Here is a 13,623-nt window from a genome sequence, read left to right as displayed (position 1 = left end):
GTGCGGAACGCTCTTCTCGTTGCGGCGGGCCCGGGGCCGCAGCGGCGCGGGACCTACCGGCGGTCCCGGGGCCGTCCGGCGAGGCGCACCGCGAGCAGCGAGCACACCGCGACGGCCGCCAGGACAGCCGCGCCGGTCCACGCCACTGACGCGGGGCCGGCCAGCAGCAGCGCGTCGAGCGCGGCGGTGGCCTGCCCCGTGGTGGTGGCGGAGGTCGCGGTGACGAGCGCGGAGGGCGCGCCGCCGGCGACCCACACCCACCACGCCGCGCTGGCCGACGCGGCCGCGAGGAGGGCCGCCACGATCCGTCCTGGCCACGCGCCGAGCACCGCGACCAGTGCGCGCCACAGGGCGGAGGAGGCGACGACGACGAGGGCGACCACCGCCACGACCGCGGCCACCGCGGCCGCGGAGATGCCTTCCGCGGTGGCCAGCGCCCACGCGGACAGGCCCGCGGTGAGCAGGGTCAGGGCCAGGACGGACTCGGCGCGCGGCGAGCCGGGCCGGCGGACGAGCTGGACGAGCAGGGCCCCGAGGACCGCGGCGGCGGCGACGCCGAGGATCCCGGCGGAGGTGCGCCGCTGGGCGTCGTCGGCGGCCGCGGCTGCCGCCGGTGCGGCCTCGCCCTGTTCGGCGGCCAGGGCGCGCCCGGTCCTGCCGATGGCGTCCTGGGTGCGGCCGGCGGAGTCGGCGACGCTCGAGGCGCCGTCGCGCAGGGCGTCGGCGCCGGTGGAGAGCTCGCCGGCCCCGGTGGCGAGCTCGCGGGCGCCGCGGGTGGCCTCGTAGACGCCGTCGCGTAGGTCCGCCCCGGGTTGGGAGAGCTGGCGGGCGAGTTCGGCGGCGCCGGAGTCGAGACGGTCGAGGTTGCTCAGGGTGTTCTGGTCGAGCCCCTGGGCGGAGAGTTGGTCGCGCAGGCCGATGAGCGCGTTGCGGGCCTGGACCACCTCGGGGGCGTCACCCTGCAGGCGCGACAGGGCGTCCTCGATCGCGGTGGAGACCTGACCCTGGATCACGGCGACCCCACGAACCGCGCCCACGACCTGCCGGACCCCGCCGGCGACCTCGTCGGCGCCCGTGCCGGCCTGGCCCATCCCGGCCTGGAGCTGCTCCATGCCGGCGGCGAGCTCGGCCGAGCCGTCGCGGAGCTGCCCGGCCCCGGCGGCGAGCTCGGCCGATCCGGAGCGGAGCTGCTCGGCCCCGGCGACGGTGAAGGACGAGTTGGCCGACGCCTCGGACAGCGCGGAGCGCAGGGGCCCGCCGGCCCCGGGGGCTGCCTCCTCCTGCTGGGGCGTCGGGCCGACCACCGCCCACAGCGCCGCGAGCACCAGTGGTGCGATGACGAGCACCAGGCCCGCGAGCCGGCGGAACGGACCCGGCCCGCGCGCAGGCCCGGTCGCGGGCGCGGGGGCGGGTACGGCCTCGGGCTCGGCGGCGCCGCCCGGCCCGCGCCCGTCGGCGGACGGGGGGTCACCGACCGGGGGGAGGACGTCGGTGTCCGCTGAGGGGCCGGAGGGGGAATCCGAGGTGGTCATGGCCGGATCGTAATCCGGTGGCGCGCGGGTTCCCGCAGGTCACTCGGCATGCCCCCGTATCGGTGTCCGAGGCGGCTGGTAGGATTCCCCGGGAAACCGCGTCCCCCTCACGGTGGACCTCACCCGAGAGTTCACCCGAGAGCCCACCGCAGCCCTCACGCACACCCCGCCGCACAGCGACCTCTACCGCGCCGCGCAGGAAGGAGCCATGAGCCCCGTCCTCGCGATCGCTTCGGCAGGTCTGGCGACGCTCCTCGCGTGGCCGCTCACGAGGTGGCTAGGACGTGGCGCGGGATGGCCGCTCGCGGTGCTCTACCTCCTGGGTGCGTTCGCCCTGCTGTCGCCGCTCTCGCTGGCCCTGTCTGGGATGCCCACCGAGGTCGTGCGCATCCCCTGGGTGCCCGCCCGCGACTGGACCCTGGATCTGTTCGCCGATCCCACGGGGCTGCTCTTCGCGATGCTCGCGCTGGTGATCGGCGCTGTGGTGTTGATCTACTCGTCGTCGTACCTGTCCGGCGGTGAGGCGCACGGCGACGGCCGGGCCCGGACGCGCGGCCCACAGCACTACGGCTTCTTCCAGCTCATGACCCTGTTCACGGTCTCGATGCTGGGACTCGTGCTCACCGACTCCATGGTGCTGCTGTACGTGTGCTGGGAGCTCACGTCGCTCGCGTCGTTCGCGCTGATCGCCAACTCGGGCCGCCCCGCGTACGCCTCCGCCTTCCGCACGCTCACCGTGACGGTCGTCGGCGGGCTGGTGCTGCTGGGCGCGCTCGTGGCCATGTGGATCCGCACCGGCACCACCTCGATCTCCGAGGCCCTGTCCCACGACGTCTGGTACACCGATCCCGGGTTCACCGCGGCGGTCGCCGTGGCGGTCGCGGTGGCCGCGTTCACCAAGTCCGCGCAGTTCCCGTTCCACTTCTGGCTGCCCGACGCCATGGCCGCGGCGACCCCCGTGAGCGCGTATCTCCACGCCGCGGCGGTCGTCAAGGCCGGCATCTTCCTGTTCATGCGCTTCTCCCCCGCCTTCCACGACGTCCCCGTCTGGAACGCCCTGCTCGTGTCCGTGGGCATGGGCACGGCCGTGATGGCGGCCGTGTTCGCGCTACAGAAGACCGACCTCAAGCAGCTCATGGCGTACTCCACCGTGAGCCAGCTCGGCTGGATCACCGCGGCGATCGGCGTGGGAACACAGGAGGCGCTCGCCGCCGCCGCGCTGCACACCGTCGCCCACGCCCTGTTCAAGTCCGGCCTGTTCATGCTGGTCGGCGTGATCGACCACGAGGCCGGCGCGCGCGACATCCGCGACCTGGGCCCGCTGTGGCGGCGCATGCCGTGGGCGTTCGGCGCCACCGTGCTGGGCGCGGCCGCCATGGCCGCCGTCCCGCCGACGCTGGGCTTCGTGTCCAAGGAGTCCATGCTCATCGCGTTCGGCGACGTCGCCGGCGGGCAGCCCGTCGCGGTGACCGCGCTGCTGGCCGGCGCGGTCATCGGGGCGATCCTCACCTTCCTCTACTGCGCGCGCATCGTCCTGGGCGGCTTCCTCGGCGCCTACCGCGATCCCTCGCGCCCGGCGAAGGACGTGGCGGAGGTCCACGAGGCACCGGCCCGCCTGTGGCTGCCGGCGGCCCTGCCCGCCGCGATCGGGCTGCCGCTGGCGCTGGTCGTGGGCGTCTTCGACGCGCCCATGACCGCCGTCGCCAAGGCGGCCGCGGGGCCGTTCGGATGGCAGCCGGTGGAGCGGGGATTCGCCGAGTACCGCGGCCTGCCCGCCGGCGCCGACGAGGCGGACCTGCACTTCGAGGCCCACTTCGTCCTGTGGCACGGGCTCACCCTCGAGGTCGGGCTCACCGCCCTGATCCTTGTGGTCGGAGCCCTGCTGGTGTGGCGCCGCAGCGCGGTCGACCGCCTCCTGGACCGCGAGCTGCTGCCGTTCAGCGGCGCGTCCGTGCTGGAGGCCCTGACCTCGGCCGTCGCCCGCGCGGGCCGGGCTCTGGTGCGCCCCACCGAGTCGGATTCGCCCGCCCGCCACGTCGGCGCGCTGCTGGCCGTCCTCACCGTCTACGCGGTCGGGGTCGGCGGATGGGCACTGGCCACCGGCACGACGATCCCCCCGCGCGTCGGGGGCCTCGACAGGTCGGTCGACGTCGTCCTGCTCATCGTCGTGATCGTCGGCGTCCTCGGGCTGTGCGCCGCGAACTCCCGCCTGGCCGCGGCCGTGCTGCTGTCCGCGGTGGGCATCGCGGTGACCATCCAGATCTTCGGCCTCGGGGCACCCGACGTCGGCATGACCCAGCTCCTGGTCGAGGCCCTCACCGTCATCATGTTCGTGCTGGTCCTGCGGCGCCTCCCCCGCGATTTCATCGCCGCCTCCCGCCCCCGGAACACCGCTGCCATCGTCCTGGCCGTGCTCACCGGTGTCACGGCCACCATCGGCGTCCTCGTCTTCACCGGACGCCGCGAGCGGTCCCCGGTCGGCATGTACCTGCTCGAGAACGGGCCGGAGATCACCGGCGGCAGCAACGTGGTCAACACGATCCTCGTGGAGTTCCGTGCGCTCGACACCTTCGGCGAGGTCGCAGTGCTCGGCGTCGCCGGCATCGCGATCCTCGGGGTCCTCGGCTCGGTCCGGGCCACCGCCCTGGCCATCGACCCGCCGCCCGCCGACGAGCCGCTGCCGGGCACCGTGCAGAGCACCGGGACCGCCGCGGAGGCGCTCGAGGACGCCACCCGCAACACCGTGCCGCTGAAGCTGCTGGCGCGGGGCGTGACCCCGATCCTCGCCGTGGTCTCGATCATGCTGCTGTGGCGCGGCCACAACGAGCCCGGTGGCGGGTTCATCGCCGCCCTCGTCGCCGCGTGCGCGTTCGCGCTGATCTACCTCGCCCGCGAGTCGGACCGCCCGGTGAGCCGGCCGTCCACGCCGGTCGCGCTCATCGGCGGCGGACTCGTCGTCGCGGGTCTCACCGGCATCGGTGGCTACTTTCTCGGGCAATTCCTCCAGCCCGCCCACTGGTACGTGGCGGGACAGCAGCTCTCGAGTGCCCTGATCTTCGACCTCGGCGTCTTCGCCGGCGTGCTCGGTCTGGTCATGACCGCCTTCAACACGCTCGGCGCGGGACGCGCACCCATCGAGGTGGTCCCCGGCCCGGATGAGCCCGACACCGGTCGGCGTGTGAGCGCGCGCGGTCGCCGGGCCCGGCAGGACGCGAGCCCCGGCCGGGATCGTGACGGGGATCGCGGCGAGGGCCGCGGCGTCGAGGAGGTCGCCCCGTGACCATCGCGATCATGATCGGCGTCCTCACCGCGGGCGGCGTCTACCTGATGATGCAGCGCGGGATGGTCCGCGTGGTTTTCGGGCTCGCGCTCATCAGCCACGCCGTCAACCTCACCCTGCTCAGCGCGGGGGTCGCCGCGTGGCGCGCCGAGCCGCTGGAGGGCGTCAACGGGCTCGACGTCTCCGCCGACCCGCTCCCCCAGGCCTTCGTCCTCACCGCGATCGTCATCACCCTCGCGGTGACGGTGTTCATGCTCTCCCTCGCCGTGGTGAGTCGTGACGACGACACCCACAATGTCCCGCCGACCGGTGAGGAGCCCGCGCCGTGACCGCCCTGCTGCTGCCGCTGCTGGCCGCCATCCCGGTGATGGCCGCCGCCGTGACCGCGATGCTGCCGTCGCGTACGGCCGGGCGACTCATGGCCCTGGCCGTTCCTGCGGCCACCGCGGTCGCGGGTGTCGCACTCCTCGTGCAACACCGGGCCGAGCCAGTCATCGCCGGCTCGGTGGGCGGGTTCGTCCCCGGCGTGGCGATCCCGTTCGTCTCGGACTCCTTCACCGCCCTCATGCTGGTCGCCACGGGTGTGGTCGCGCTGGCGTCACTGGTCTTCTGCGACCTGACCGGGGAGTTCGGCCGCAGTCGCTACTTCGCGCCGCTCGCCCTGCTGCTGCTGGCGGGCGCCAACGGTGCACTGCTCACCGGCGACCTGTTCAACCTCTTCGTCTTCGTCGAGGTCATGCTGCTGCCGTCGTATGCGCTCATCGCCATGACGGGCACCTGGCGGCGCCTCGGCGTGGGCCGGCTGTTCGTGGTCATCAATCTCCTCACCTCCACGCTGCTGCTCGCCGGCGTAGGGTTCGTGTACGCCGCCGCCGGAAGCGTCAATCTCGCCGTCCTCGCCGGTGCCGCGCAGGAGGACGGACGCGTCGCCGCAGCGGTGGGTGTCGTGCTCATCGCGCTGTGCATCAAGGCCGGTGCCGTACCGGTCCACGGCTGGCTGCCGCGCGCCTACCCCGGGACCTCCTCCGGCGTCATGGCGCTGTTCTCGGCACTGCACACCAAGGTCGCCCTCTACGCGGTCATCCGCATCTGGGCGACCGTGTTCGACCTCGACCCCGCGTGGGGGCGGGTCCTGCTGGTGTTCGCGCTCGTGACCACCTTGTGGGGCGCCGTCGCCTCGGCCTCCCCGGTCGGGGTCCGCGAGATCCTCGCGTGGCAGATGGTCTCGGGCGTCGGCGTCATCCTCGCCGCCCTGGCCGTCGCGCAAGCCCCCGGCGGGGCGATCGTCTACATGATCCACCACATGGTGACCATCGGCGCGCTGGTCACGCTGTTCGGCGCCGCCGAGCACGTCTACCGCAGCGGGCAACTCGGCGGGCTGTCCGGGCTGTGGTACCGCGAGCGGCCGCTGGCCGTCCTCATCGTGATCGCGATCGCGGCCCTCGTCGGACTGCCCCCCACCTCGGGACTGATCGGCAAGCTCGAGGTCGTCGACGCCGCCCTCGGGGCGGGCGGCGCATGGGGGGTCGTCACCGTCGTCGTCGTCCTCGTCGCCTCGCTCATCGGCCTCGTCGCCATGCTCCGGCTGTGGCGCGGCACCATGTGGGGTGGGAGTGACGACGACGAGGGGCGCCCGGCCCGCCGCGTTCCGTCGGGACTGCTCGTGCCCGGTGGGGCACTCGCCGCCGTCTCGGTCGCACTGTTCCTCGGCTACGGGGTGGTCGCGCCCGAGGTGGACCGGGCGGTCGCCGGCCTCGTGAACACCGACGCGTACGTCGCGGCGGTTCTCGACGGGCCGGGTGCGATGACGGAGTCGACGATCGGGGGCGTCTCGTGATCCGCCGTGTGCTGCGCGCCCCGCTCGTCCTGGGTTGGCTGCTGTGGAACGTCGTCCTGTCGTCGTGGGCGCTGGCCAAGGAGGCCGTCACCCCGGGTCCCATCGGCACCCCGGTGCTGGTGCGGTACCCCATGCGCTGCCGCACCGACGTGGAGATCACCGCGCTGGCCTGGGCCATCACTGTCACCCCGGGGACTCTCGTGACGGTCATCGGCGACGACGAGATGTGGGTCCACGTGGTGCTGGGCGGTCCACGGGAGGAGATGATCGACTTGCTCGGTCAGACGGAGAACCGGGTGCTGTCCGTCCTGCGAGGTGATGACGCGTGAGTCCGCTACTGACGGTTCTTCTGGGGGCGTCGACCGTGATCGTCGTCGCGAGCATGGTGGTCGCGGCCGTCCGGGCGGTGCGCGGGCCCGGGGACGCCAACCGCGCCGTCATGGCCGATCTGAGCTACTTCTGTGCGGTGGCGCTGTTCGTCCTGTTCGTCATCCGCCAGGGGTCGGCGGTGGCGCTGGACGTGGTCATGCTCGGCTCCCTCATCGGGATCCTGTCGACCGTCGCGCTCGCACGGTTGCTCTCCCGGGGACAGCGGTGATCGCGATGGACTCCTCGATGATCACGGACCTGCTGATCGGCGTCCTGGCTCTGCTCGGGTCGCTGTGTTTCCTGGTGGCCGCCGTGACCATGTCGCGCGCCGGCGATGCCCTGACCCGCATCAACATCCTGTCGGTGGCGACCGGCCTGGGGATGATGCTGTTCATCCTGTCGGCGTACGTCCACGAGCTCACCACCGGGTTCAGCTGGATGGCGACCCTCATGGCACTGGTGGCGCTCGGCGCGACGGTGGTCGTCACCACGGTCGCCTCCATCACCCTCGCCCGGGCCGCCTACCGCGCCGACGGCCGACTCGACCCGCGGACCGCGTACGACGATATCGCCGAGGAGGGGTGACATGACCGGGCCAGATGATGCGCGTTCGCCGGGAGCGGTGACCGTCCGCGACCCGGCCGAGGCCGCACGACGGCTCGACGCCCTCATCGGCGCAGGGGATCTGCACGCCGCGGCCGACATGGTTGAGGCTCTGCCGCCATCGCTGGTCGTGGACGTCCTCGAGCGCAGCGGCGCGAGGGACCGGGCCGTCGTCTTCCGGCTCCTGCCCAAGGGCCGGGCGCTGGTGGTCTTCGAGGCCCTCGATCCGTCCTTGCAGTCGGAGCTGATCCGGGACCTGCACGCGGAGCGGGTCAACCAGCTCTTCACCGACCTCGACCCCGACGACCGCGCCGGGCTCGTCGACGAGCTCCCCGCCCACGTCGCCACGCGGCTCCTGCGGGAGCTCGACCACGCCGAGCAGGCGCTCACCGCCGCGGTGCTCGACTACCCCACCGGCTCGGTGGGCCGGCGGATGAGCCCGGAGTTCGTCTCCACCCACCCCGACCTCACCGCCGGCGAGACCCTCGAGCGGGTCCTGCGACGGATCGACCAGGCGGAGACGATCTACGCGATCCCCGTCACCGACGACCAACGGCGGCTGGTGGGGATCGTGGGACTGCGCGCGATCATGCGTGCGGAGCCGGGCACGCCCGTGCGGGAGCTCATGAACGAGGCGATCACCGCCCGCGCCCGCGAGTCCGCGGAGGCCGCCGCCCGCCGCTCCGCCGACGAGCGCCTCATCGTCCTGCCGGTCGTCGACGACGAGCACCGCCTGGTCGGGATCCTCACCTTCGACGACGCGCTGCGCATCCTCGAGGACGCCGAGACCGAGGACACCGCCCGCGCAGGTGGCTCCGAACCTCTCCGGCGCCCCTACCTCGCCACGCCCGTGCGGACGCTGGTGCGTTCCCGCGTCGTGTGGCTCCTCGTGCTGGCGTTCGGCGCCGCGCTGACGGTGCAGGTCCTCGAGGTGTTCGAGGCGACCATCGAGCAGGTGGTGGCGCTGTCGTTGTTCGTCCCGCTCATTATCGGCACCGGCGGCAACACCGGCAACCAGGCCGCCACCACCGTCACCCGTGCGCTCGCGCTCGGCGACGTGCGCCCACGCGACGCCCTGCGGGTGCTCGGCCAGGAGATCCGGGCCGGGTTCACGCTGGGCGTCATCCTCGGCGCCGTGGGCTCCGCGGTCACCGGGCTCGTCTACGACGCCGACCTCGGCCTGGTCATCGGGCTCACGCTACTGGCGCTGTGCACGATCGCGGCGACCGTCGGCGGGCTCATGCCGCTGCTCGCCCAGGCCGTCCGAGCGGACCCGGCCGTGTTCTCCAATCCGTTCATCACGACCTTCGTCGACGCCACGGGGCTCGTCGTGTACTTCCTCATCGCGCGGGCGGTGCTGGGCCTGTAGCGGTGAACTGACCGGCTCCCCACGGTCAGCGACGGGAACCGACCGCGAGGTCCGCCCGGCCGCTAGTGTGACCCTCATCACCCGACCCGGGTGACGGTCCGCCGCCAGAGGGTGCCCATGCCGCACGATGCCACCGACAATCTCATGCCCGAACTCGCCTGCTACGGCCTGGCCGGGCACAGCGCCGCGCCCGCGGACCTCCTCGCCGAGGCCGCCCGCGCCGAGGAGCTGGGGCTCGGCTCGATCCTGCTCTCGGAGCGGTTCGCGCTCAAGGACGCGGCGGTGATGGCCGGCGCCGCCGTGGCCGCGACCAGCCGCATCGGCGTGGGCACCGCCGCTACCAACCACAACACCCGCCACCCGCTGGTCACCGCCACGATGGCCGCCACGCTGCACCGCATGTCCGGCGGCCGCTACGCGCTCGGGCTGGGGCGCGGGATCCCGATGCTGTTCGACATCATGGGCCTGCCGCACGTGACCTCCGCGCAGCTCGAGGACGCGATCGGCCTCTACCGGACGCTGTGGGCGGGCGGCGCGGTGGTCGGCCACGATGGGCCCGCCGGCAGCTACCCGTACCTGGTGCAGGACTCCGCGTTCGCCGAGGACATCCCCGTGCTGCTCATGGCGATGGGCGACAACCAGCTGCGGCTGGCCGGACGGATCGCCGACGGGGTCGTGCTCCACACCTTCATGTCCGATGCGGCGGTCGCACGCTGCGTGCGCCTGGTGCGCGAGTCTGCCGAGCGGGCCGGTCGCGATCCCGCCGGCGTCCGCGTCTGGTCCGTGATGGCGACGATCGAGGACTCGCTCGACGAGGCGGCGCGCCTGCGCAAGCTCGTCGGGCGGCTGGCCACCTACCTCACCGGCTACGGCGACGTCCTGGTCCGCGTCAACGACTGGGACCCGGCGGGGCTCGAGCGGTTCCGGGCCGACGAACGACTGTCAGCTCACTCCGGTGCGCTCGACGCGACCGACGACCTCGACCTGCTCCGCCACGCGGCGGACGTCCTGCCCGACGAGTGGCTCGCCACCGCCGCGGTGGGCAGCGCCGCACGCTGCGCGGACCGGATCGAGGGGCAGCTCGCGCTGGGCGCGGACTCGGTGGTGCTGCACGGCGCCACGCCCGACGAGCTCGCCCCGGTGCTCACCGAGTGGCGGCGTCGGCGTGACCCCGGCCGCTTCGCCCACCTCGACGCCAACCCGGGCCGGATCCGGCCGCGCCGCGACGCCAGGGCAGCGGACGCGGCGGCAGTCCGACCGGACACCGCCCGTCTACGAGAGGACCTGCCGTCATGACCGGCGTCGCGTCGAACCCCGGGGTGGCCTGCACGCCGGAGGAGGTGACGGCGCCGTGGCTGTCGGAGGCGCTGGGCACCGAGGTCCGGTCGGTACGCACAGAACGTGTGGGCACGGGGCAGATCGGGTGCTGTGTGGTGGCGCACGTCGACGGCGACGGGCTGCCACCGACGCTCTTCGTCAAGCTGCCGAATCCCGACGAGGGCATGCGCCCGCTGCTGCACGGCGTGTACCGGAGCGAGGTGCTGTTCTACCGCGACCTCGCGCCGACCGTCGCCGTCCGCGTGCCGCGGGCGCGGTTCGCGGAGCTCGGCGAGCGGGAGGGCGAGTTCACGCTGGTCCTGGACGACGTCTCGCCGCTCGTGCAGGGCGACCAGCTCACCGGCCTGTCCATCGAACAGGCCGTGGACTGCGCGACCAACCTCGCGGGCCTGCACGGGCCGCGGTGGTGCGACCCCGAGCTGCGACGCGTCGAGGGCCTGTCGGTGCCGACGGTCGAGGACAACGTCACGCTGCAGGAGCTCGGCGGGCCGGCGGTGGAGGCGTTCCTCTCCGAGCTCGGGGGAGGGCTCGACGACGACGAGCGCCGCATCATGGCCGGGATCGCCCCGCTGATCGCACAGTGGGCCAGTGGGCGGGCCGAGCGGTTCGCTCTCCTGCACGCGGATTACCGGGCCGACAACATGCTGGTCGACCCGGTCGGGAGCCGTCCCTCGCTGGCGTGCGACTGGCAGACGCTGGCGGTGGGCCTGCCCGGTCGGGACCTGGGCGGCTTCCTCGGCTCGAGCCTCACGGTGGGCGACCGGCGGCCCGCGGAGCGCGAGATCGTCGCGGAGTACCACCGTGCGCTGCTCGGTCACGGGGTCACCGGTTACTCGGCGGACGAGTGTTGGGACGACTACGTCTACGGGCTGCTGCAGACGCCGGTGCTGGGGATCTTCGGGTGGATGTACGGGACGCGCACGCCCCGCGGGGACGAGATGTTCACCGTGCTCATGCGCCGGTCGTGTCGCGCGATCGCCGACCACGACGCGCTGGCGGTGGCCCGGTCCGGCTGACACCGGGCGCCGCCGGGGTACGAGTCCACCTCGTCGTCGTCCCCGGCCGAAATGACGAGATCCGCTACCCCGCCGCGGGATCCGCTACCCGTGTGAGGGGCGCGGATCCGTAGGCGGAGTAGCGGATCTCGTGGGCGGGAGGGTCAGGCCGAGCCGATCAGACCGACTGGGCCTGCCACATCCAGTGCAGCTGCTCGAGCCGGGCGCTGATGCCGATGAGCAGGTCCTCGGTCACCGGGTCGTCGCCGACCTTGCCGATGTTCGCCCGCAGGCGCTTGATGGCCGCCTCGAGGGCCTCGGTCATGACCCGCACGACCTTGTCGTCCGAGGTGAACTCGGCCGAGACCTCGTCGAGCGCGCTGTTCGCGGCGACCGTCGCGGAGCGGCCGTCCGGGCTGACGCCGACGGCGGTGGCCCGCTCGGCGACCTCGTCGACGAAGGCGCGGGCGTCCGTCACGACCTCGTCGAGCGCGAGGTGGATGCTCCGGAAGCGCGGGCCGACGACGGACCAGTGCGCCTGCTTGGCGACGAGCGACAGGTCGATCAGGTCGACGAGCGACTCCTGCAGCGCGTTCGTCACCGCCTCCTGAGCCTCGGCGGGGACGAACGAGGTGAACAGACCATTCGAATCAGCAGCCATCATGGCTCCCTTCTGACCCGGTTCTCCGGGTCGTGGAAGTGAATCGGATCGTGCACTGGACGTTCCCAGTATGCCCGTTCTGTTGACTGCCGTCAGTCCTGCAGCCGGTGGTTGCCGCGCGGGCCGGCCTCGACGCCGGCCTTCACGGCCTGGCACAGGCCCTCGTCGACGGCGGCCCAGTAGGCGTAGACGCGCTCGAGCAGCTCGGTCTCGTCCGGGTGGATCGCGGACACGTGGCCGGCGATGTTGGCCGCCAGGCGCTCGCGCTCCTCGTCGTTCATCACCTCGCGGTACAGGATCGTCGCCTGGACCTGGTCCGTGTCATCGGCATGGGGGGTGAGGTCACCGCGGAAGATCTCGGTGCCCTCGGCGTCCCAGGCGCCGAGGTCGTAGGCCTTGGCCGGATCGGCCGCCGGCCCGCCGAGCGAGTTGGGGTGGTACTCGGCCTGCGCGGGGTGCGGGAACTCGAACTGCATGGCGCCCTCCTTGGAGTAGGAGTTCACCTCCGAGAGCGGCCGGTTGACCGGGACCTGCTGGTAGTTGGCACCGATGCGGTAGCGCTGGATGTCCGGGTAGGCGAAGACGCGACCGAGCAGCATCTTGTCGGGCGAGAAGCCGATGCCCTTGACGATGTTGGTCGGCGCGAACGCGGCCTGCTCGATCTGCGCGTGGTGGTTCTGCGGGTTGCGGTTCAGCGTCATGGTGCCGACCTTGCGCAGCGGGTAGTCGCGCTGCGACCACGTCTTGGTCAGGTCGAACGGGTTGTACCGGTAGGTGGCCGCGTCGGCGACCGGCATGACCTGGACGTGCAGGTCCCAGGACGGGTAGTCACCGTTCTTGATGGCCTCGTAGAGGTCCTCACGGTGGTAGTCGGCGTTCTCGCCGGCCAGCTTGTCGGCCTCGGCCTGGGTGAGGTTCTTGATGCCCTGGTTGGTCTTGAAGTGGAACTTGACCCAGTGGCGCACACCCTCGGCGTTGATGAACTGGTAGGTGTGCGAGCCGAAGCCGTCCATGTGACGCCAGGTGGCGGGGATGCCACGGTCGCCCATGAGCCAGGTGACCTGGTGGGTGGACTCGGGGCTCAGGGTCCAGAAGTCCCATTGCATGGCGTGATTGCGCAGGCCCGAGGCGTTCTTCCGGCGCTGCGAGTGGATGAAGTCCGGGAACTTGATGGCGTCGCGGATGAAGAAGATCGGGGTGTTGTTGCCGACGAGGTCGTAGTTGCCCTCCTCGGTGTAGAACTTCAGAGCGAAGCCACGCGGGTCGCGCCACGTGTCCGGGCTGCCCTTCTCACCGGCGACGGTGGAGAAGCGGGCCAGCATGGGGGTCTTGACGCCCTTCTGGAACAGGCCGGCGCAGGTGATGTCGGAGATGTCCTCGGTGGTCTCGAAGACGCCGAACGCGCCCGAGCCCTTGGCGTGGGGCAGACGCTCCGGGATGTTCTCGCGGTTGAAGTGGGCGAGCTTCTCGATCAGGTAGAAGTCGTGCAGCGGCTGCGGGCCACTCTTGCCGACCTGGGCGCTGAACTCGTCGCTGGGGACGGGCTGGCCACTGTCGGTGGTGGTGTGCGAGCCGGGCTGGAAATCGCGAACGCCGCGGTCGGCGGGGTGAACGGTCACGTCGTGATGCTCCTCGGATG

At 72.4% G+C, this 13,623-nt stretch carries 12 protein-coding genes; 9 read left to right on the top strand and 3 right to left on the bottom strand.

From position 1 onward, the window contains the following. Positions 1-53 precede the first annotated feature (53 nt). Positions 54-1,532 carry a hypothetical protein gene (locus VYL96_RS02420; protein ID WP_131885804.1) on the bottom strand — a complete coding sequence of 493 codons (1,479 nt, stop codon included), beginning with the start codon at positions 1,530-1,532 and terminating at the stop codon, positions 54-56. 208 nt (positions 1,533-1,740) lie between these two features. Between VYL96_RS02420 and mbhE the strand changes: the two genes are divergently transcribed. The 9 genes from mbhE (at position 1,741) to VYL96_RS02375 (ending at position 11,344) form a co-directional block, all read left to right on the top strand. Beyond that, positions 1,741-4,812, top strand: coding sequence for a hydrogen gas-evolving membrane-bound hydrogenase subunit E (gene mbhE / locus VYL96_RS02415; RefSeq protein WP_131885803.1), 3,072 nt, complete (start codon positions 1,741-1,743; stop codon positions 4,810-4,812). After that, positions 4,809-5,141 (top strand): sodium:proton antiporter, encoded by a 333-nt coding sequence (locus tag VYL96_RS02410; RefSeq protein WP_131885802.1) that lies wholly within the window; start codon positions 4,809-4,811, stop codon positions 5,139-5,141. Before mbhE ends, VYL96_RS02410 begins: the two co-directional genes overlap by 4 nt. After that, a complete protein-coding gene (locus tag VYL96_RS02405) occupies positions 5,138-6,649 on the top strand; it encodes a proton-conducting transporter transmembrane domain-containing protein (RefSeq protein ID WP_131885801.1) in 1,512 nt (503 codons plus the stop codon). Before VYL96_RS02410 ends, VYL96_RS02405 begins: the two co-directional genes overlap by 4 nt. Before the next feature lie 8 nt (positions 6,650-6,657). Then, the gene (locus VYL96_RS02400) at positions 6,658-6,978 is read left to right on the top strand and encodes a Na+/H+ antiporter subunit E (RefSeq protein ID WP_329438685.1); all 321 of its coding nucleotides are present in this window, start codon (positions 6,658-6,660) and stop codon (positions 6,976-6,978) included. After that, on the top strand, positions 6,975-7,247 hold the full coding sequence (locus VYL96_RS02395; RefSeq protein WP_061227546.1) for a monovalent cation/H+ antiporter complex subunit F: 273 nt from the start codon (positions 6,975-6,977) through the stop codon (positions 7,245-7,247). The genes VYL96_RS02400 and VYL96_RS02395 overlap by 4 nt, the downstream gene beginning before the upstream one ends. A 5-nt stretch (positions 7,248-7,252) precedes the next feature. Then, entirely contained in the window at positions 7,253-7,603 is a 351-nt protein-coding gene (locus VYL96_RS02390) for a cation:proton antiporter (RefSeq protein WP_131885799.1), read from the top strand. A 1-nt stretch (position 7,604) separates the two neighbouring features. Then, positions 7,605-8,990, top strand: a complete 1,386-nt coding sequence (gene mgtE / locus VYL96_RS02385; RefSeq protein WP_243699704.1) for a magnesium transporter — start codon at positions 7,605-7,607, stop codon at positions 8,988-8,990. 117 nt (positions 8,991-9,107) lie between these two features. Next, positions 9,108-10,286, top strand: coding sequence for a TIGR03857 family LLM class F420-dependent oxidoreductase (locus VYL96_RS02380; protein ID WP_131885798.1), 1,179 nt, complete (start codon positions 9,108-9,110; stop codon positions 10,284-10,286). Further along, a complete protein-coding gene (locus VYL96_RS02375) occupies positions 10,283-11,344 on the top strand; it encodes a phosphotransferase family protein (protein ID WP_131885797.1) in 1,062 nt (353 codons plus the stop codon). Before VYL96_RS02380 ends, VYL96_RS02375 begins: the two co-directional genes overlap by 4 nt. Positions 11,345-11,501: 157 nt before the next feature. Here the strand turns inward: VYL96_RS02375 and VYL96_RS02370 are convergent, their stop codons facing one another. Beyond that, the gene (locus tag VYL96_RS02370) at positions 11,502-11,987 is read right to left on the bottom strand and encodes a Dps family protein (RefSeq protein WP_243699703.1); all 486 of its coding nucleotides are present in this window, start codon (positions 11,985-11,987) and stop codon (positions 11,502-11,504) included. Positions 11,988-12,076: 89 nt separating this feature from the next. Continuing rightward, positions 12,077-13,603, bottom strand: a complete 1,527-nt coding sequence (locus VYL96_RS02365) for a catalase (RefSeq protein WP_131885796.1) — start codon at positions 13,601-13,603, stop codon at positions 12,077-12,079. Between the last annotated feature and the right edge of the window lie 20 nt (positions 13,604-13,623).

The organism is Dietzia maris (assembly GCF_036287335.1).
GTDB classification, from domain to species: Bacteria; Actinomycetota; Actinomycetes; order Mycobacteriales; family Mycobacteriaceae; genus Dietzia; species Dietzia cinnamea.
The sequence above is the reverse complement of the archived record's forward strand: the minus strand, read 5'-3'. Positions and strand labels throughout refer to the sequence as shown.

Excerpts from the sequence above, each read along its gene's own strand:
- VYL96_RS02420 (WP_131885804.1), bottom strand. The coding sequence starts at position 1,532 with ATGACCACCTCGGATTCCCCCTCCGGCCCCTCAGCGGACACCGACGTC.
- mbhE (WP_131885803.1), top strand. The coding sequence starts at position 1,741 with ATGAGCCCCGTCCTCGCGATCGCTTCGGCAGGTCTGGCGACGCTCCTC.
- VYL96_RS02390 (WP_131885799.1), top strand. The coding sequence starts at position 7,253 with ATGGACTCCTCGATGATCACGGACCTGCTGATCGGCGTCCTGGCTCTG.
- mgtE (WP_243699704.1), top strand. The coding sequence starts at position 7,605 with ATGACCGGGCCAGATGATGCGCGTTCGCCGGGAGCGGTGACCGTCCGC.
- VYL96_RS02380 (WP_131885798.1), top strand. The coding sequence starts at position 9,108 with ATGCCGCACGATGCCACCGACAATCTCATGCCCGAACTCGCCTGCTAC.
- VYL96_RS02375 (WP_131885797.1), top strand. The coding sequence starts at position 10,283 with ATGACCGGCGTCGCGTCGAACCCCGGGGTGGCCTGCACGCCGGAGGAG.
- VYL96_RS02370 (WP_243699703.1), bottom strand. The coding sequence starts at position 11,987 with ATGATGGCTGCTGATTCGAATGGTCTGTTCACCTCGTTCGTCCCCGCC.